Below are 17,997 nucleotides of genomic sequence, written 5' to 3'. Positions count from 1 at the left end.
TTCGAGGGCGATTAGCTCAGTTGGTAGAGCGTCTCGTTTACACCGAGGATGTCGGGAGTTCAAGTCTCTCATCGCCCACCACTTATTTCTAAAGCCTGGTTTTCCAGGCTTTTTTATTTTATAGTTTAAATTTTTTCAAAAAACTTATATATTATTACAGATGTAATTTTGAGAGAAGGAACGCCACATGGCAAAAATAAAAGTTGCAAATCCGGTTGTAGAGTTAGATGGCGATGAAATGACCAGAATCATCTGGCAATTCATCAAGGACAAGCTTATTTTACCTTATTTGGATATTGACTTAAAATATTATGATTTATCAATACAAAATCGTGATTTGACAGAAGATGCTGTAACAGTAGATGCGGCAAATGCAATAAAAAAATATGGCGTTGGTATTAAATGCGCCACTATAACAGCCGATGAAGCTAGAATGGCTGAGTTTGGGCTTAAGCAAATGTGGAAGTCGCCAAACGGAACCATTCGAAATATCTTAGGTGGCGTAATTTTTCGTGAACCAATAATATGTAAAAATGTCCCTCGTTTAGTGCCGGGCTGGACAAAGCCAATTATCATAGGCCGCCATGCTTTTGGGGATCAGTATAAGGCTACGGACTTTACCTTCCCAAGCAAGGGGAAATTATCAATAAAATTCGTGGGCGAAGATGGCAACACCATTGAGCATGAAGTTTTTGATGCACCAAGTGCTGGTGTGGCAATGGGCATGTATAATTTAGATTCCTCTATTATAGATTTTGCGAAAGCTACATTCAATTATGGCTTACAGCGCAACTTGCCTGTTTATTTATCGACCAAAAACACCATTTTAAAAGTATATGACGGCAAATTCAAAGATATTTTCCAAGAAATTTATGATAAGGAATTCAAAGCTGAATTTGAAAAACGCAAATTATGGTATGAACATCGCCTGATTGATGATATGGTTGCTTCAGCACTTAAATGGTCTGGCGGCTATGTTTGGGCATGTAAGAACTATGACGGCGATGTGCAATCAGATATTGTTGCCCAAGGCTTCGGCTCGCTGGGCTTAATGACATCTGTTTTATTGACACCAGATGGCAGCACAGTAGAAGCAGAGGCTGCACACGGCACCGTAACGCGGCATTATCGGCAATACCAAAGAGGTGAAGAAACCTCTACAAACTCTATCGCTTCAATATTTGCTTGGGCGCGTGGTTTGGCTCATCGTGCAAAATTGGACAATAATGACGATCTTAAAAATTTCGCTGAAAATTTAGAAAAAACATGCATAGAAACAGTAGAATCTGGATTTATGACAAAAGATTTGGCTTTATTGATTGGGCCAGAGCAAAAATGGCTTTCTACTACTGGATTTTTAGACAAGATTGATGAAAATCTAAAAAAACATATGGCATAGCAGAATATAAAGAAATAAGTTAAAATGGCTAGGCAGTGCTTAATGTCTGGCCTTTTTTTATAAAATTTCTTTTACTCGCACTGCCAATTGCTTTAATGAAAATGGCTTAGATATAAAATGAAAATCCGTTCCTAATTCTTGATATTTTTGCTGAAAAATTTCTTTTGTGAAGCCAGAAACGAAAAGGAATTTAATTGTTGGATTTAATCTTTTTAAATGTAGATATAACGTTGGCCCGTCCATTTCTGGCATTAATACATCACAAATAACTAAATCTATATCTTCGCTAAACACCTCCAAAGCGTGCGCTCCATTATCCGCTTCCTTTACTTTATACCCCCTAGTAATGAGTGATCGAACCAAGCCAGACCGTATAGCATCTTCATCATCTACTATTAATAAATTTCCACTACCAGAAAGATCAACGGGGTCGGTTTTTGATTCTTCTACTGTTACATTAGAATTATTAGCTAAAACTTCAGCACGGGTAGCCGGAAGAAAAATGTAAAAATTGGTGCCCTTGCCCAGCTCTGATTGACAAGCGATAACACCATGACTTTGCTTAACGATACCATATGCCATGGCAAGCCCTAGCCCGGTTCCCTTGCCGATATCCTTTGTGGTAAAAAACGGCTCGAATATTTTTGCTTGTACATCCGCAGCCATTCCGCTACCATTATCGCTTATAGAAACCAATAAATAATTCTCATGCGCTAACTCAACGAATTTATATTGCTCTACTTCATTTGCTGGCACATTTTGAACTGCAATCTCAATATTTCCGCCATTTTTGCCAAGCGCATCCTGAGCATTTATAAGCAAATTCATCATAACACGCTGAAAAGAAACGTAGTCTATAGATACTGGCCACAATGCCGCGCCATAATTTATCTCTAAATTGGTAGTATCGCGCAAAATACGCGCTAACATACTATTTGTGTCAGCAATTAAATCTGGCATATGCACTATCACTGGCCGTAAATTTTGCCGGCGAGAAAACGCAAGTAACTGATGCACTAAAACAGCAGCACGCTCAGCATTCTGCTTTATAGAAACCAAATCTGGATACGCTGGATCGGAGCTACGGTGATTATTTAGCAAAAAATCGCAAGACATAATTATAGCAGTTAAAATATTATTAAAGTCATGAGCAACTCCCCCGGCCAATTGCCCAACTACTTGCAGCTTATGATTCTCTCCACTTGTTTGCCCTAAAAATTCATTTTCTGTAGTTTCAAGCAGCAGCAGTAAAATTGTGTCGCTGCTTATTTCTTTTCTGGCAAAAAGTTTAATATGTCTATTATCACGCAAAGTAGAATCTATAGCTAACTCCGCCACGTGCTGCCTATTAAACAATTGCAAAAGTTTTTTAGCATCTAAGGGGTTTATAAGATCTTGTAGCTTTGATTCTAGCTTATCTAGTTCAAAAAAAATATAAAAATTACTATTATGCTTTACTAGAGCACCTTTTTTATCAATTAAACAAGCCGCTAAAGGAAGATTATCAATATTAACATTAACTTCATTATTAATTTTTAAAGGCTTAGAATCTGTATTCTCTTGCGTTAGCACTTCTAATGAGCATAGCAAATTTCCAGCATTGTCTAGCAACTGTGCTTGCAAATGTAGCATCGAATCATCATTAAGAGGCAAAATTGCATCAGCCATATGCCCCTTTATTGCCTCTGCTTTAAGTCCATAAAATAATCTGATAACCGCTTTATTCGAATTAAATAGCGCATTAATACTCAATTTTCCTTTATGTACAGCCAGGGCTTTATAAGCTCTATTTGCATAACAAATTTCATCTTGTGCGTTTAAAATAAAAATTGGTTTTACAGCATATTCAAATAAATTATAAGGCCGAGCAAGTTTACGATAATATAAATAAACTACAGCTATCAGTACTGCGCAAGCTGCCAAAAGTAAAAACATAATTTAAATTAATTTCCTATATAGTATAAATATCTTACTATATAAAACTTAGGTTAAAAAAATGCTATATAATTTCGACATGTTTAATCATATCTCTGCAATGCGGACCTTTTTTATATTCACGGTGCTGTTTATAATTTTGGGCGCTATTTACCTAATTTTTCTTCTATTAACGCATTTTACAAAAAATAGACCAACAAAAAATAGACTTGCCTTAATAGAGGCAATTAGTTTAGATAGCAAAAAAAAACTAGTGTTAGTAAAATGTGACGAAAAAGAATATTTAATTCTATTAGCACCAAGTGGCGATATATTACTAAAATCTATACAAAAAGATTAAATAATATTATAGGTTTTTTCATGATAAACTAAAGGACGTGGCTTACAGCTATCATCAAAGCTCTGCACCGCCATCACTTCGCCTATAAGCGCATAATGCGTGACATGCTCGTAATATGTAGATAAACGGCAATCAAAAGAAATATAAGAATTCTTCAATACAGGCGCTCCAGTAACCAAACTAGCCCATTCTGCTGCAGCAAACCTTTCTTCCTGTGAGCGCGTTCCAAAAATAGTTGCTAACTCTTTGTCATTTTCGCATAAAGTATTTACACAAAACACCTTATTTTCCAAGAAAATTTTATTCCCCTGCTTAGCTTTGGAAAGGCAAATCAACAAGGTAGGTGGAGCGTAAGATAAAGAACAGCAAGCAGAAATGGTCAATCCACGCTTGCCAGCAGCCCCTTGCGTTGTAACTATATGCAAAGCACTAGGAAAATAGCGCATTGCTTGACCATATTCTTCTCTAAGATTGGGGGAGCTATTCATAATAAATCTACTTAAGGCTTGTAACTTATACATATATATAGCAAATTACTCTTTAATAGCAATGTAATTTTTGTTATTATATATATAAATTAAAGGGTTTAAAATGAATAAATCACGCTATATCGCCCCGTCCATTCTGGCCGCTGATTTTACCAGACTCGGGCAAGAAGTCGCTGATATTGAAACGGCCGGAGCAGATTGGCTACATATAGATATTATGGATGGACATTTTGTACCAAATATCAGTTTTGGTGCTGGTGTTGTACGTGCTTTACGACCTTTAACCGAATTAGTTTTTGACGCACATTTGATGATAGACAATTGCGATGCTTATATAGATGAATTTGCTAAAGCTGGTTGTGATATCATAAGCATACATGCTGAAAACAATCACCATATCCACCGAAGCTTAGCTAAAATAAAGCAATTGGGTAAAAAAGCTGGCCTGGCTATAAACCCCGGCACTCCTATACAAATTTTAGAGCCCTTATTATCGTCGATAGATTTAATTTTGGTAATGAGCGTAAACCCAGGATTTGGCGGACAAAGCTTTATAACAGAAACCTTAGATAAACTAATTAAAATAAAGTCTTTAGTAAAGAATCGCCCTATCGACATAGAAGTAGATGGCGGAGTAAGCGAGGAAAATGTCACAGAACTTTCAGCAAGTGGAGCAAATGTTTTTGTAGCTGGTTCTTATATATTTAGCGGTAAAAACGTTGAACAATATACCCACCGCATTCAAAAATTACGCCAAGGAAAAAACTGATGATACCACGCTATGCTAGAGCTGAAATGGTTGAGCTATGGTCGACCCAAACCAAATATCGAACGTGGTTTGAGATTGAAGCTAATATATGTGATGCTTTAGCCAAGATAGGAAAAATACCCCAAAGCGCCGCAATAAACATAAGAAAACGCGGCGAAGCAGCACAGTTTGATTTACAACGTATAGAAGAAATTGAAACTGTTGTTAAACATGATGTAATCGCATTTTTAACCCACCTAGGAGAGATTGTGGGTGAAGATGCGCGTTTCATACATCTAGGGCTAACATCTTCAGATTTACTAGACACTAGCTTTAACTTAACATTAATGCGCTCTACGGATATTTTATTAGCACAATTAGAAAAGTTGCTAACTTCTCTAAAAAACAGAGCGATGGAATATAAATACACCATGACAATCGGGCGCACTCATGGGGTACATGCAGAGCCTACAAGTTTTGGCGCAAAGCTTGCCTATTCTTATAGTGAATTTCTACGCTGCAAAAATAGGTTGAAAGCTGCTTATGAAGAAATAGCTGTTTGCGCCATTTCAGGCGCCGTAGGTAGTTTTGCAAATATTGACCCCGCAATAGAAGCATATGTAGCAGAAAAACTACATATGAAAATAGAGCCAATTTCTACACAAATAATTCCAAGAGACAGACATGCAATGTTTTTTGCTACTTTGGGCGTTATTGCTTCTTGCATTGAACGCTTTGCCACGGAAATTCGCCATTTACAACGTACAGAAATATTAGAGGTAGCAGAGGGTTTTTCAAATGGGCAAAAAGGTTCTTCTGCAATGCCCCACAAGCGTAACCCTATACTTAGCGAAAATTTAACAGGCCTTGCGCGCATAATACGTTCTTATACACAACCCGCATTAGAAAATATCGTGTTATGGCATGAACGCGATATTTCACACTCTTCGGTGGAGCGATTTATCGGGCCAGACGCTTGTATAACCCTAGATTTTGCTTTATCCAGACTTACTAATATTGTAGAAACCATGATAGTATATCCAGAAAATATGCTAAAAAACTTAGAGAAGCTGCAAGGCTTAATACACTCACAGCAAATACTATTGGCCCTTACGCAAAAAGGATTGAGCCGTGAAAAGGCTTATGAAATAGTACAAAATAATACTAAAAAAGTATGGGATAATGGGAATGATTTTTTTAACGAACTTGCAAAAGATCCATTGGTAAAAAAGCATTTACCGATGGCTGAGCTAAAAGCTTATTTTGATAATTCTTATCATTTAACTCATATAGATACTATTTTTCAACGTGTTTTTAAGGGCGGCTAATGAAAATAAATGAAGCTAATATATTAATAATTTCGGCACGTAATTTTACGCCACAGCAAACTAATGAACGTCATTGGCAAGAGCGTTGGAGCGAGCATATAAAAACCGCACGCCTTTTGGCCTGCCCGAACATCCATGCTGAGCCAGCTAAATTATTTCAACTATGGGTAGATCAAATAGCTACGGTTATAAGCACCAGCTCAGCACCAATAGTGCTAATTTGTCATAGCTTTGCAGTAGCAGCAACCTGCCAAGCAATACAGAAATTATCACAAGATAATATAGAAAAAATTAAAGGCGGCTTTTTTGTATCACCTGCTATATTCAGCTTTACGGAACAGAATAAGATATCATTCATAAATAACTTAGAGCTTAGTATGTATCCAGCAAAAAAACTATCTTTTCCTTCTTTTGTGCTAGCTAGCAATAATGACAATAAGCTTGACCAAAAAGCTGTGCGTGACTTAAGCCAAGCCCTAGGCGGCTTTTTTCTTGACGCTGGGGCTAATGGGCATATTGACGAAACTACCGGGCATGGGCCTTGGCCAGAGGGTCTAATGGTTTTTTCACAATTTATGCAAAAATTATAAAAGTTGAATTATATGAAACGTCGTAATCGCCTTTATGAAGGTAAATCAAAAATTTTATATAGCGGCCCTACCCCCAACACAAATATTTTGTTCTTTAAGGATGATGTTAGCACTATAAGCGCGGCAAATAGAGAAATATTAGATGGCAAGGGTGTTCTAAACAATAGAATAAGTGAGTATATATTTACTAAATTACAACTGTTGGGTATACCAACGCATTTTATACAAAGAATAAATATGCGTGAACAGCTTATACGAACGGCAGAGATTATCCCTCTACAGTTAGTAATACGCAATGCAGCCACGGGCTCGTTAGCTAAGCGCTTTCGCTTAGAAGAAGGATCCGCATTACCACAAACAATTATTGAATTTTATTATAAAGAACCATCACTTGGATGCCCCCTAGTTGCCGAAGAGCATATAGCAGCTTTTGGTTGGGCTACGTCACAAGAAATAGAAGATATAATTCAATATTGCATAAGAATAAACGATTTTCTGCTTGGTCTATTTACCGCAATAGATATAAATTTATTGGACTTTAAATTAGAATTTGGACGCGTTTACAATGATAATTTGATGCAGTTAATAGTAGCCGATGAAATATCTCCTGATACAGCAAAGCTTTATGATACAAGAACTGGCACAATACTTGGGCGCGAGCAAGCAGACGTTAATTATAAAGAGTTAATTAATGGCTATAAAGAAACGGCTAGCCGCTTAGGGCTTTTAAAAAAAACACATATAGGCAATAATGTTATTCCTTATTTAGTACAATAACTATGAAAATTGCTATTATACTTTTTCCTGGATTTAATCGCTATACAGAAATCAAAAAGTGTTTAGAACAATATTCGTCTCCAAGAATAGATTATATTTGGCACCAAGAAACACAAGATTTAAACTATGATCTAATTATTATACCTGGTGGATTTTCCTATGGCGATGAAGAAGGGGCTGGCACTATAGCTGCGCGCAGTCCAATAATAAACAGCATAGCACATAGTGCAAAACGCGGTGTAATGCTTCTAGGCATTTGTAATGGCTTCCAAATTCTTACAAAGGCAAAATTATTACCTGGCCAGTTACAAGAAAATGTAACAAAACGATTCATATGTAAAAAACTTGAGATAGAAATAACAAATAATAATACGCGCTTTACACAACATTATCGGGCTCATCAAAAAATAAGCCTACCCATTGCCCACGCTAATGGTCGCTATAGCGCAACCGACAATGAAATAAAAAGCCTAGTTGAGAATAATCAAATAATTATGCGTTATAGCGCTACAAATAATGTCAATGGTTCAACTGCAGCTATCGCTGGTATAATAAACAAAGCCGGAAATATTTGCGGTATAATGCCTCATCCAGAAAATTATTTTCTACCACACCAAGGTGGTACAGATGGCCTAGCCTTTTTTACCAGTATAATAGGCTAACAACATGGTCTTGAACTGCAATGAACATAAAAAAATAATCACAATACTAAAACGTGAACCAAACGAAATTGAAGAGCAGCTTTTTACAGCCCTCTGGAGCGAGCACTGCTCATATAAATCCAGTAAAATCTGGCTACAACGATTATACAGCAAGAATAAATTTGTTTTACAAGGTCCAGGAGAAAATGCTGGCGCAATAGATATTGGCAATGACGATGTCTTAGTATTTAAAATCGAAAGCCATAACCACCCGTCACAAATTGCTCCATATCATGGCGCAGCTACAGGAGTTGGTGGAATTTTACGAGATATCTTTACAATGGGCGCAAAACCTATTGCTTTAATGAATATACTATATTTTGGTAATACCGAAAAACCTTACATGAGAAATTTAATAAATGAAGTTGCCTCCGGCATTGGCGCTTATAGCAATAGTTTTGGCGTACCAAATATTGGCGGCAAAGTAATTTTTGACAATTGTTATAATCAAAATATTTTAGTTAATGTTTTTGCGGCAGGAGTTACAAAACGCGAAAAGTTAATCCGCGCCAAAACAACTTCACAAAAATTTTCAATATTCTACCTTGGCGCAAAAACTGGTCGTGACGGTACTGGAGGCGCCGCTACAGCTTCAGCAAGCTTTACTACAAAATCAAATATCCCCAGCAACAGCTCACAAATTGCAAACCCCTTTTTTGGGCGCTGTTTATTTGAAGCTTTTATGGAAATGCAAGCAAAGCAATGTATACAAGCTGCAACAGATATGGGCGCGGCTGGCATTGCAGGAGCCGTAAGTGAACTTGGAGCAAAAAATACATTAGGTATAGATTTATACTTAGATAATATACCAATACTGCAAAAAAACTTAACAGCAAAAGAATTATTACTAGCAGAAACGCAAGAGCGTTTGTTACTAGCGGTGTATGATAATTGTGAAAATACAGCTACAGCCATAGCGAAAAAATGGGGTTTAGCTTTTGCTAAAATAGGTACTACCAAAAAAAAGCCATATTTGTGTGTGTATTATAAAAAACAACAAATTGCAAATGTCCCAATATACGCCTTAACAACGCAAAGTCCAACTTACAAATTAGCAGCAAAAAAAGCAACCTATGCAAAAAAGCAAACACATAACCTAGTTTCAAACAATATAACCAATGATATTTTAAATTTACTAAGCAATTTTAACAAAGCATCCAAAAATTGGTTTTATGAACAATTTGACAGCTATATACAAGGCAATACAATTATACATCCAGGCAGCGATGCAGCCTTAATAAAACTTGAGCATAGCGAGAAAGCAATCGCCTTCAGCACACATGCTAATCCGCGATATTGTTCAGCCGACCCTCGTTTAGGAGCAATGCATTTAGTCGCACAATGCTGGCGTAACATCAGCGCCATAGGATGCAAAGCGTTAGCCGTAACGAATAATTTAAACTTTGCTGATCCGAATCAACCAGAAATAATGGGGCAATTTATCTCTACAATCAAAGGACTCAACAAGGCTTGCAAAAGCTTAAATTTACCAATAGTTTCTGGTAATGTTTCATTTTATAATCAAACAGATAAGAAAACAATAAAGCCTAGCCCAACTTTAGTTGCCGTGGGGCTAGCAACAAATTGGCAACAAACAAGCGCGAATAAAAAGTCTAATCCTGGCGATTATATTTTTTTACTCGGAAAACATGGACGGCACTTAGATTGCTCCTTATACAAAGCCATGCAAGAAATTAATTTTTTAGGCAAACCGCCCAAAGTGCTGCTAAAGCTTGAGCGAAAACACGGTATTTTTGTACAAAGCTTAATAAAAACAGGGCTAGCGAATAGCTGCCTCAGTCTGGGCAGCGGTGGGTTAATAGCCGCATTGGCTCGCTTTGCAATATCAGAAAAGTTGGGTTTAGATATTCATTTGCCAGTCGTGAAAGACCCATTGCCAATTTTATTTGCCGAAGATCAAGCCCGTTATATTTTCAGTGCCAAAAAAGATAACGTGACGGCGATTATGACAAAGGCAAAAACTAAAAAGATTAAACTACACACACTAGGCCAAGTAAAAGGAAATAAATTTAATATTGCAAAAATTTGTAATATTGATATAAAAGAGTTAGAACTAGCTTATTATAATCCACGAAAGTTTGAGCAATGGCACTGAAGGCAGAAGAAATCGAAAATTTCATACGCGAATCTATACCAGACGCTAAAATTACAATAAATGATCTTGCTGGCGATGGAAATCATTATGCTGCGGAAGTTATTTCAACAGCCTTTATAGGCCTTAGCAAACTTCAACAACATCGACTGGTTTATGACAGCCTCAAAGGTAATATGGGCGATGTTTTACATGCTTTAGCCTTAACAACTAAAACACCATAAAAAGTAAAAGCCTCTTGCAAAAATTATAATTATATGCATATTAGTATGGTTGTAATCACGGGGGAAAGAAAATGGATAATCTAAAACAACATATAGCCACTTTAATTGCCAATAATGATGTATTGCTATTCATGAAAGGCACTCCAGAATTACCACAATGCGGCTTTTCGGCTCAAGTAGTAAAAATCTTGGACCATTTAGAGGTTAAGTATAAAGCGGTTGACGTTTTAGACCCCCCTGAATTACGCCAAGCTGTTAAAGATTACACAAATTGGCCAACCCTACCCCAGCTTTATATAAAAGGTGAATTTATAGGCGGATGCGACATTGTGCGCGAAATGTTTCAAGATGGTGAATTACAAAAATTGCTTGAAGCGCAAGGGGTTAAGGCTTAGCCAAACTCAATAAAGTTTAAAATAAAATGCAAATTAGCAACAGCAAAGAGAATTATATTGCCGAAATAAAGGCAAAAATAGGCTACAAAGAATTTGTAATCATGATGGCAGCTTTAATGGCGTTAAACGCTTTAGCTATAGATGTTATGCTGCCAGCACTAGACAGAATCTGCACAGATTTACATGCTAGCCATATTAATGACCAACATTATATAATTTTTACCTATCTATTAGGATTCGGCCTCTCCCAGATAATTTATGGTCCATTAAGCGATAGATATGGAAGAAAAATACCCTTATTAGTCGGCCTAACAATCTATTGCCTAACGGCGTTTTTATGTACAAAAGTGCCAAGTTTCGGACTGCTTTTATTTTTACGAATGTTGCAGGGTGCTGGTGCAGCCACCACACGCATACTAACAATTGCCATGTTGCGGGACTTATATCACGGCAATCAAATGGCCTCTACAACTTCTATGATTTTTATGGTCTTTATTCTGGTGCCAGTAATTGCACCTGCAACTGGCCAGTTATTGATGTTATTTGGTGACTGGGAGATAATATTTTTGTTCATGTCTTTGTTAAGTTTTCTTATCGGTATATGGGTTTACTTACGATTACCAGAGACTTTATATAAAAAACGAGCATTAAATTATAAAACCCTAAAAGATAGCTTTTCCTTGATATTCTCAAATCATCTTTCTTTATATTATACTTTAGCTGTCTCGTGTCTATTCGGCGGACTATTTTCTGCTATAAACACAAGCAAGCAAATATATGTTGATGTATTTCATTTAGGAAAATTATTTCCCATTGCTTTTGCTAGTGTTGCTATTACTCAAGCCTGCGCTGCTTTTGCAAATGCTCGTTTAGTAAATAAACTTGGGATACGCCGAATTTCTCATACAGTACTATTGGCCTTTCTCGGTTCTTCTTTAGTGTGGTCGGCATGGACATTTATGCATCAAGGCACGATTCCTTTTGCTATATATATGCTTTTATTCATGATTATCATGTTTTCCTATGGATGCCTAGGTGCTAATTTTAATGCTCTGATAATGGAACCGTTAGGCGAGGTTGCTGGAACCGCCTCAGCCGTGCTTGGCTTTGCTCAAACTACAATAGCTTCAATACTAGGATTGCTAGTTGCACAACAATTTCAAGGTAATACACAGCCTATAGCTTTTGGTTTTTTCTCGCTTGGTATAGCCACACTGATTTTTGTGCTATTAGCTGAAAATGGTGAGCTATTTAATGAAAAGCTACAGCATACAGTTTCAAAACTGGTAGTGGACAAAAACTAATTTTACTTGCAAAAGTTAACAAAATATGTATTAACTACTCTTGTAGTATAAGCGTAAGCAAAATAACAAAAAATAATAGCGCACTATTTATTACTACTTAATTAGCAAACTATGGTTTTCGCTTACAAAACCATAGTTATTTTTTCTTTTGTAATAAAATAAAGGTTATTATGTTATGACTAAAAGTCCCGAGGAACTTAAGCATATAGCAAAGGTGCAATCTAAGATAGGTTATGTTGAGCTGGTAGTTTTACTGGCTTTTTTAATGGCTATTAATTGCTTTGCTAATGAATTATTGATGCCCTCTTATAGTGCTATAACACAGCATTTACAAATACATAATCCAAACGACCAACAATATATATTTTTTATGTATGTAGTTGGACTCGGTTATTTTCAAATTTTCTATGGCCCTATTAGTGATAGATTTGGTCGAAAAAAACCCTTGATATTTGGCGTTATGTGCTATTGCATATGCGCGTTACTTTGCACACTAACATCGAATTTTCTATTTTTTATAATTTTACGATTAATTCAAGGTGCTGGAGCAGCAGCAACGCGTGGTCTAATCTTTTCTGTGATTAGTGACCTTTTCGAAGGTACAAAAATGGCTACTACTATCTCATTATTTTTTACCATTTTCATTTTGATTTCTGCTGCAGACCCAGCAATTGGCCAATATTTAATACATCTCGGCTCATGGAAATACGCTTTTGCTTTTATGGCCATTTCTAGCCTTGCTATCGCATTGTGGGTAGCTATACGCTTGCCAGAAACCCTTTATGAAAAACGGCCATTAACCTTTAAAACAGTTAGGGAAAGCTTTCGTATAATTTTAACTAATCGCGTAGCATTGGGTTATACTTTTGCCGTTTCATTTTTATTTGGCGGGCTACTCGGTTGTTTAACCGCCTCAGCACAAATTTTCCTTGGTATATTTAATTTAGGCTCTGCATTACCAGTGGTCTTTGGATCAATTTATTTGGCTCAGGTTGTTGCTAGTTTTTTAAATGCTTTTTGGATAAAACGGTATGACATCAAGCGTTTATCTCATGGGTTTTTAATATTACATACATTAGCAACATTGGGATGGTTATGCTGGACCATGACTCATAACGGTCATATTCCAATAGCCCTATTTCTTACCTTTTTCTTGACAATAATATTTTCTTATGGAGCTATTAGCTGTAACTTTGACGCATTTGCAATGGAACCACTGCATAAAATAGCTGGTACTGCTTCCGCCTCGTTTGGTTTTTTACAAAATGTCATCGGCGGCGCCCTAGGCTTCTTAATTGCACAACACCTTAATGGTACTACTCAACCGATAGCCATGGGATACTTCTTAATGAGTGTTATTGCTATAGGATTTGTTTTGATTGCCGAAAAGGGAAAGCTTTTCGCACGCAATAAAGCGCAAATCAAGTCATATATAGTTGCAGAAGCAAAATAATTTATTACCTAATAAACCCGGTGGTATCCAAATACCCCCGGGTTTAACCTAATATGTTAAAACTGTTCTGTTAGACAGAAGTTGTAATTTCAGAAAAATTAAATAATTTTTTATCCAAAAGATGGCTAGGCCGTACATTAGACAATGCTTTGATCATCGTATCTTTACGTCCAGGCATAGCTTTTTCTATATCTAATAGCATCTGCTTTAGATAATTACGCTGTAACCCAGTTTGACTCCCACATAAGTTACACGGAATTATAGGAAATTGCATAGCTTTAGCAAAACGAGATAAATCTGCCTCTGCACAATAAATAAGAGGCCGCAATACGAGAATATCTTGTTCATCATTAAGTAATTTACCCGGCATCGTGGCTAGTCGCCCACCATGATATAGATTCATAAAAAAAGTTTCTAATGCATCTTCACGATGATGTCCTAAGACCAACGCGTTACAATTCTCTTCCCTAGCTATCCTATACAAGTGACCACGGCGTAACCGAGAGCATAAAGAGCAATAAGTTTGATTAGCTCGTAATTTCTCTTTAACTATTGAATAAGTATCCTGATATTCAATGCGAAATTTTATGCCTAATTTGGTTAAATAATCAGGTAAAATATTTTTAGGAAAATCTGGCTGCCCTTGGTCAAGATTGCATGCTAGCAGCTCAACCGGCAATAAGCCACGCCATTGTAGCTCTAACAAAATAGTAAGTAACCCATAAGAATCTTTGCCACCAGAAAGCGCTATAAGCCATTTTTGTGGTGTTGTACCATCTTGCATAGCAAAATCACTAAGCGCCTGCCGCACATTTCGCAACAGACGCTTTTGTAATTTACTAAACTCTAGGCTACCTTCTATATTTTCAAATATAGAGCCAGAAAGAACTGACATTTAACGAGAATAAAATTCCACAACTAAATTTGGCTCCATGGATACAGCGTAAGGCACATCGGCAAAGGCTGGTGTACGAACGAATTTTGCTACCATATTGCTATGATCAGCATCTATATATTCCGGTACATCGCGCTCAGCTAATCCAACTGATTCCAACACCATCGTCATTTGTTTAGACTTTTCACGCACTTCTATGATATCACCTGGCTTGCAGCAATAAGATTGGATATTTGTACGCCGTCCATTAACATTAACATGTCCATGATTTACAAATTGTCGTGCCGCAAAAATAGTTGGTACAAATTTTGCTCTATACACAATAGCATCCAATCGAGATTCCAACAGACCAATTAAGGTTTCACCTGTATCACCGCGACGGCGAGAAGCTTCTTCATAAATTTTATGAAACTGCTTCTCTGAAATATCTCCATAAAAACCTTTTAGTTTTTGCTTAGCACGTAGCTGCAACCCAAAGTCAGACAACTTACCCTTGCGGCGTTGCCCATGCTGACCTGGACCGTAGTCTCGTCTATTTACAGGAGATTTTGGGCGACCCCAAATATTTTCACCCATACGACGATCAATTTTATATTTTGTAGATTCGCGTTTGCTCATAGCATTTCCTTTTGTAGCTTAATTAAGGAAACGCACCCTCCTAAGCTTAGACAAAAGCCAAAACTGACAGGGCAACTTGCATACGCACTGCAACATCGCCCACGGGATACGTTAGTTATACTAATTTCTTAAAGCCATTTTAAACAAATGTCAAGGTATTATTAATGCAATCCAAAAGCTTGTAACAAACGCTTTGTACTAAAAGGTATATTATTAGAAGTAAAATACGCTGTATCTTGCCCTAGCTGATTAGCTATAGCATCCTCCCCAAGCGAAAAAAGGAGTGCTTTTGCATGAGCAGCAATAGATTCAGCCGGATCTAACCAATCTACTGGCCATGGCGCTAATTTACGTAACTTATTTATTAAAAATGGATAATGCGTGCAAGCCAAAACAACAATATCTGTACGCCGCCCATCTTTTTCTACAAAACAAGGCAATATTTGTTGTTTAATCTCGTTTTTGTCAACATTATCGCGAAGCAGATATTCCTCCGCTAGCATCGCCAAAGTTTTTGCGCCAACCAGAGTAACGCTACAATCTTTAGCATAAGAATGAATTAGTTGCTGGGTATATTCTCGCTCTACAGTACCAGGCGTAGCAAGCACTGAAATTAACTTAGAGTAGCTTTGCTCCGCTGCTGGTTTTATGGCAGGAACGGTTCCTACGAAATTATATGATGGAAACGCAGCACGTAAATCTTTAAGAGCAAGAGTCGAAGCAGTATTACAAGCTATAATAGACAAAATTGGATCATAGCGCTTTAGCAACTCAGCAAAAAGTTGAATTATATGTGTTTGCAATCTTTCTTTTGGCCAATCTCCATAGGGAAAAGCAGCATCGTCAGCTACATAAATAAATTGCCACTGCGGCATCTTCAAGCGTGCTTCGCGCAAAACAGTCAGGCCACCGATGCCGCTATCAAAAAACAATATAGGTCTAGCAGACATATTATAAAATCCTCTATTGCAACCCTTTTGGTTCAAAAAGCTCAAGGGAAGAAATTACACCACGTATCAACTTTAACTCTGATTCGTTGAAGTTAACCCTTGTGAGCAATGCTCTCAGATTATTCACCATTACCGCTTTTCGCTCTGGTGGACGAAAATACCCACGCTGCTCAAGTGCGTGCTCCAACTGCTCAAACAACGCATATAAGCTTTTTTTTTCCGCTGGCTGTAAGGACGCAGGCTCAAAGATAGGTATAGCATTATCCAACATCCCAGTTTGCATCCATTCATAAGACATAACCAACACAGCTTGCGCCAAATTTAATGAAGCACAAGCCGGATTTACTGGAAAAGTAACAATTTTATCAGCAAGACTGATTTCTTCATTAAGAAGCCCTGATTTTTCAGCCCCAAATAATATTCCACTTTTTTTGCCTTGCGCTTCAAGCTCGCGGCTAAATTGCATAGCCTGTACTGGTGTACAGACAGGCTTATACCCCTGCCTTTCTCGCGCTGTAGTGGCAAAAACATAAGACAAATCTGCCAACGCCTCGGGCAAGCTGTAAAATACCTGCGCAGTGTCAATAATAGCCCCAGCTTTAGTAGCTGCATTTATAGCTCGAACGGAAGGAAAACGCTCTCTTGGACTAACGATACGCAAGTCAGAAAGCCCAAAATTTGCCATAGCCCGAGCAGCCATACCAATATTTTCTTGCAATTGCGGGGAGACTAAAATAATAGCGGGGCCACCCTGAATATTCATTTTGGTTTTATCTGTGCCTGCCATAATTTTATCTTTTCTGCAAATTATTATGTTAAGATTGTTTAATTAATAAACCATACATGTTATATATGCAAGATGCAGCTGCATACGAATATTAGTAGAATTTGGTTATGTCACAGATTGAGTATATAGATTATAAACAACTGCCTAAGGATCATAGAGGCCAAATACGTATTTATGATCAAGAAGCCTTTAGTGCTATGCACCGAGCTGGGCAACTTGCTGCGCAATGTTTAGATGAACTTGCTGATAAAGTGCGGCCTGGCTTAACAACTTTAGAAATTGATAAATTCGTTTTTGAATTTGCCATAAAGAACTCTGCGCTACCAGCTACTTTAAATTATCGCGGTTATAAATATTCTTGCTGTACCTCGATAAACCATGTAATATGTCACGGAATGCCTGAAGAGCGTCGCTTAAAGCCCGGTGACATTATAAATATAGATGTAACTTTTATAGTAAATGGTTGGCACGGAGATTCTAGTAGAATGTATCCAGTTGGTGAAATAAAACCTGCGGCCCGCCGCTTGCTTAATATTACACATGAATGCTTAATGCATGCTATTGAAATTATTAAACCCGGAATAACCACTGGCGACATAGGGCATGTTATTCAGCGTCATGCTGAAGCAAATAGATGCTCCGTAGTACGCGATTTTTGTGGACATGGCATAGGCCAGCTTTTTCATGACTGGCCAAATATCATGCATTATGGTAGCCCAGCCAGCGGCATTGAATTGAAGGCAGGCATGATTTTTACTATTGAACCAATGATAAATTTAGGCGCTGCACCTGCAAAAATATTAGCAGATGGCTGGACCGCTGTAACAAGAGACAAATCACTAAGCGCACAATATGAACATATGATTGGTATAACAGCAACGGGATGTGAAATTTTTACCTTATCACCAAAAAAAATCTTTTATCTATAACATTATTTAAATAATAGCTAACA

Annotated in this window: 19 protein-coding genes and 1 tRNA gene; 14 read left to right on the top strand and 6 right to left on the bottom strand. The window is 37.3% G+C overall.

Annotation, left to right across the window (positions count from 1 at the left end; translation table 11 throughout):
• Window positions 1–5 precede the first annotated feature (5 nt).
• A tRNA-Val gene (locus tag QVL57_RS05335) sits at window positions 6–81 on the top strand.
• Between the two features lie 106 nt (window positions 82–187).
• Window positions 188–1,399: an NADP-dependent isocitrate dehydrogenase gene (locus tag QVL57_RS05330; RefSeq protein ID WP_290076323.1), complete on the top strand. Its 1,212-nt coding sequence runs from the start codon at window positions 188–190 to the stop codon at window positions 1,397–1,399.
• Between the two features lie 57 nt (window positions 1,400–1,456).
• On the opposite strand, the gene QVL57_RS05325 is transcribed toward QVL57_RS05330, so the two are convergent.
• On the bottom strand, window positions 1,457–3,334 hold the full coding sequence (locus QVL57_RS05325) for a response regulator (RefSeq protein ID WP_290076322.1): 1,878 nt from the start codon (window positions 3,332–3,334) through the stop codon (window positions 1,457–1,459).
• Window positions 3,335–3,395: 61 nt separating this feature from the next.
• Between QVL57_RS05325 and QVL57_RS05720 the strand changes: the two genes are divergently transcribed.
• Window positions 3,396–3,674: a flagellar biosynthetic protein FliO gene (locus QVL57_RS05720; RefSeq protein WP_354669849.1), complete on the top strand. Its 279-nt coding sequence runs from the start codon at window positions 3,396–3,398 to the stop codon at window positions 3,672–3,674.
• Here QVL57_RS05720 and QVL57_RS05320 read toward each other — a convergent pair.
• Window positions 3,671–4,162 (bottom strand): flavin reductase, encoded by a 492-nt coding sequence (locus tag QVL57_RS05320; RefSeq protein ID WP_290076320.1) that lies wholly within the window; start codon window positions 4,160–4,162, stop codon window positions 3,671–3,673. The genes QVL57_RS05720 and QVL57_RS05320 overlap by 4 nt on opposite strands.
• Window positions 4,163–4,265: 103 nt before the next feature.
• Here QVL57_RS05320 and rpe point away from each other — a divergent pair, with 103 nt between their 5' ends.
• The 10 genes from rpe to QVL57_RS05270 all read left to right on the top strand — a co-directional run bounded on the left by rpe (window position 4,266) and on the right by QVL57_RS05270 (window position 13,795).
• On the top strand, window positions 4,266–4,931 hold the full coding sequence (rpe, locus tag QVL57_RS05315) for a ribulose-phosphate 3-epimerase (protein ID WP_290076318.1): 666 nt from the start codon (window positions 4,266–4,268) through the stop codon (window positions 4,929–4,931).
• Window positions 4,931–6,238 carry an adenylosuccinate lyase gene (gene purB, locus QVL57_RS05310; protein ID WP_290076317.1) on the top strand — a complete coding sequence of 436 codons (1,308 nt, stop codon included), beginning with the start codon at window positions 4,931–4,933 and terminating at the stop codon, window positions 6,236–6,238. The genes rpe and purB overlap by 1 nt, the downstream gene beginning before the upstream one ends.
• On the top strand, window positions 6,238–6,828 hold the full coding sequence (locus tag QVL57_RS05305) for an alpha/beta hydrolase (RefSeq protein ID WP_290076316.1): 591 nt from the start codon (window positions 6,238–6,240) through the stop codon (window positions 6,826–6,828). Before purB ends, QVL57_RS05305 begins: the two co-directional genes overlap by 1 nt.
• Before the next feature lie 12 nt (window positions 6,829–6,840).
• A complete protein-coding gene (locus QVL57_RS05300) occupies window positions 6,841–7,605 on the top strand; it encodes a phosphoribosylaminoimidazolesuccinocarboxamide synthase (RefSeq protein WP_290076314.1) in 765 nt (254 codons plus the stop codon).
• Window positions 7,606–7,607: 2 nt separating this feature from the next.
• Complete coding sequence (gene purQ, locus QVL57_RS05295; protein ID WP_290076312.1) at window positions 7,608–8,267, top strand: phosphoribosylformylglycinamidine synthase subunit PurQ; 660 nt, start codon at window positions 7,608–7,610, stop codon at window positions 8,265–8,267.
• Between the two features lie 4 nt (window positions 8,268–8,271).
• Window positions 8,272–10,422 (top strand): phosphoribosylformylglycinamidine synthase subunit PurL, encoded by a 2,151-nt coding sequence (purL, locus tag QVL57_RS05290; protein WP_290076311.1) that lies wholly within the window; start codon window positions 8,272–8,274, stop codon window positions 10,420–10,422.
• Complete coding sequence (locus QVL57_RS05285; RefSeq protein WP_290076310.1) at window positions 10,413–10,643, top strand: BolA family transcriptional regulator; 231 nt, start codon at window positions 10,413–10,415, stop codon at window positions 10,641–10,643. The genes purL and QVL57_RS05285 overlap by 10 nt, the downstream gene beginning before the upstream one ends.
• Window positions 10,644–10,714: 71 nt before the next feature.
• A complete protein-coding gene (gene grxD, locus QVL57_RS05280; RefSeq protein WP_290076308.1) occupies window positions 10,715–11,038 on the top strand; it encodes a Grx4 family monothiol glutaredoxin in 324 nt (107 codons plus the stop codon).
• A 26-nt stretch (window positions 11,039–11,064) separates the two neighbouring features.
• The gene (locus QVL57_RS05275) at window positions 11,065–12,342 is read left to right on the top strand and encodes a multidrug effflux MFS transporter (protein WP_290076306.1); all 1,278 of its coding nucleotides are present in this window, start codon (window positions 11,065–11,067) and stop codon (window positions 12,340–12,342) included.
• 175 nt (window positions 12,343–12,517) lie between these two features.
• Window positions 12,518–13,795, top strand: a complete 1,278-nt coding sequence (locus tag QVL57_RS05270) for a multidrug effflux MFS transporter (protein ID WP_290076304.1) — start codon at window positions 12,518–12,520, stop codon at window positions 13,793–13,795.
• 70 nt (window positions 13,796–13,865) lie between these two features.
• Here QVL57_RS05270 and ttcA read toward each other — a convergent pair whose 3' ends face one another.
• The 4 genes from ttcA to QVL57_RS05250 all read right to left on the bottom strand — a co-directional run bounded on the left by ttcA (window position 13,866) and on the right by QVL57_RS05250 (window position 17,045).
• Window positions 13,866–14,690, bottom strand: a complete 825-nt coding sequence (gene ttcA, locus QVL57_RS05265) for a tRNA 2-thiocytidine(32) synthetase TtcA (protein ID WP_290076302.1) — start codon at window positions 14,688–14,690, stop codon at window positions 13,866–13,868.
• Window positions 14,691–15,308: a 30S ribosomal protein S4 gene (rpsD, locus tag QVL57_RS05260; protein ID WP_290076301.1), complete on the bottom strand. Its 618-nt coding sequence runs from the start codon at window positions 15,306–15,308 to the stop codon at window positions 14,691–14,693.
• A 161-nt stretch (window positions 15,309–15,469) separates the two neighbouring features.
• The gene (murI, locus tag QVL57_RS05255) at window positions 15,470–16,258 is read right to left on the bottom strand and encodes a glutamate racemase (protein ID WP_290076289.1); all 789 of its coding nucleotides are present in this window, start codon (window positions 16,256–16,258) and stop codon (window positions 15,470–15,472) included.
• 13 nt (window positions 16,259–16,271) lie between these two features.
• The gene (locus tag QVL57_RS05250; protein WP_290076287.1) at window positions 16,272–17,045 is read right to left on the bottom strand and encodes an RNA methyltransferase; all 774 of its coding nucleotides are present in this window, start codon (window positions 17,043–17,045) and stop codon (window positions 16,272–16,274) included.
• Between the two features lie 107 nt (window positions 17,046–17,152).
• Here QVL57_RS05250 and map point away from each other — a divergent pair, with 107 nt between their 5' ends.
• Window positions 17,153–17,974 carry a type I methionyl aminopeptidase gene (gene map, locus QVL57_RS05245; protein WP_290076285.1) on the top strand — a complete coding sequence of 274 codons (822 nt, stop codon included), beginning with the start codon at window positions 17,153–17,155 and terminating at the stop codon, window positions 17,972–17,974.
• Window positions 17,975–17,997: the final 23 nt, after the last annotated feature.

The organism is Bartonella sp. TP (assembly GCF_030406085.1).
In the GTDB taxonomy this organism is placed as follows: domain Bacteria; phylum Pseudomonadota; class Alphaproteobacteria; order Rhizobiales; family Rhizobiaceae; genus CALTWN01.
This window is presented reverse-complemented; position numbering and strand designations above follow the sequence as displayed.

Bases quoted from the DNA above. Each gene is read 5' to 3' on its own strand.
- rpsD (WP_290076301.1), bottom strand. From the start codon at position 15,308: ATGAGCAAACGCGAATCTACAAAATATAAAATTGATCGTCGTATGGGT.
- murI (WP_290076289.1), bottom strand. From the start codon at position 16,258: ATGTCTGCTAGACCTATATTGTTTTTTGATAGCGGCATCGGTGGCCTG.
- QVL57_RS05285 (WP_290076310.1), top strand. From the start codon at position 10,413: ATGGCACTGAAGGCAGAAGAAATCGAAAATTTCATACGCGAATCTATA.
- QVL57_RS05300 (WP_290076314.1), top strand. From the start codon at position 6,841: ATGAAACGTCGTAATCGCCTTTATGAAGGTAAATCAAAAATTTTATAT.
- grxD (WP_290076308.1), top strand. From the start codon at position 10,715: ATGGATAATCTAAAACAACATATAGCCACTTTAATTGCCAATAATGAT.
- purL (WP_290076311.1), top strand. From the start codon at position 8,272: ATGGTCTTGAACTGCAATGAACATAAAAAAATAATCACAATACTAAAA.
- QVL57_RS05320 (WP_290076320.1), bottom strand. From the start codon at position 4,162: ATGAATAGCTCCCCCAATCTTAGAGAAGAATATGGTCAAGCAATGCGC.
- QVL57_RS05325 (WP_290076322.1), bottom strand. From the start codon at position 3,334: ATGTTTTTACTTTTGGCAGCTTGCGCAGTACTGATAGCTGTAGTTTAT.
- purQ (WP_290076312.1), top strand. From the start codon at position 7,608: ATGAAAATTGCTATTATACTTTTTCCTGGATTTAATCGCTATACAGAA.
- rpe (WP_290076318.1), top strand. From the start codon at position 4,266: ATGAATAAATCACGCTATATCGCCCCGTCCATTCTGGCCGCTGATTTT.
- QVL57_RS05250 (WP_290076287.1), bottom strand. From the start codon at position 17,045: ATGGCAGGCACAGATAAAACCAAAATGAATATTCAGGGTGGCCCCGCT.
- QVL57_RS05275 (WP_290076306.1), top strand. From the start codon at position 11,065: ATGCAAATTAGCAACAGCAAAGAGAATTATATTGCCGAAATAAAGGCA.
- ttcA (WP_290076302.1), bottom strand. From the start codon at position 14,690: ATGTCAGTTCTTTCTGGCTCTATATTTGAAAATATAGAAGGTAGCCTA.
- QVL57_RS05720 (WP_354669849.1), top strand. From the start codon at position 3,396: ATGCTATATAATTTCGACATGTTTAATCATATCTCTGCAATGCGGACC.
- QVL57_RS05330 (WP_290076323.1), top strand. From the start codon at position 188: ATGGCAAAAATAAAAGTTGCAAATCCGGTTGTAGAGTTAGATGGCGAT.
- QVL57_RS05305 (WP_290076316.1), top strand. From the start codon at position 6,238: ATGAAAATAAATGAAGCTAATATATTAATAATTTCGGCACGTAATTTT.
- map (WP_290076285.1), top strand. From the start codon at position 17,153: ATGTCACAGATTGAGTATATAGATTATAAACAACTGCCTAAGGATCAT.
- purB (WP_290076317.1), top strand. From the start codon at position 4,931: ATGATACCACGCTATGCTAGAGCTGAAATGGTTGAGCTATGGTCGACC.
- QVL57_RS05270 (WP_290076304.1), top strand. From the start codon at position 12,518: ATGACTAAAAGTCCCGAGGAACTTAAGCATATAGCAAAGGTGCAATCT.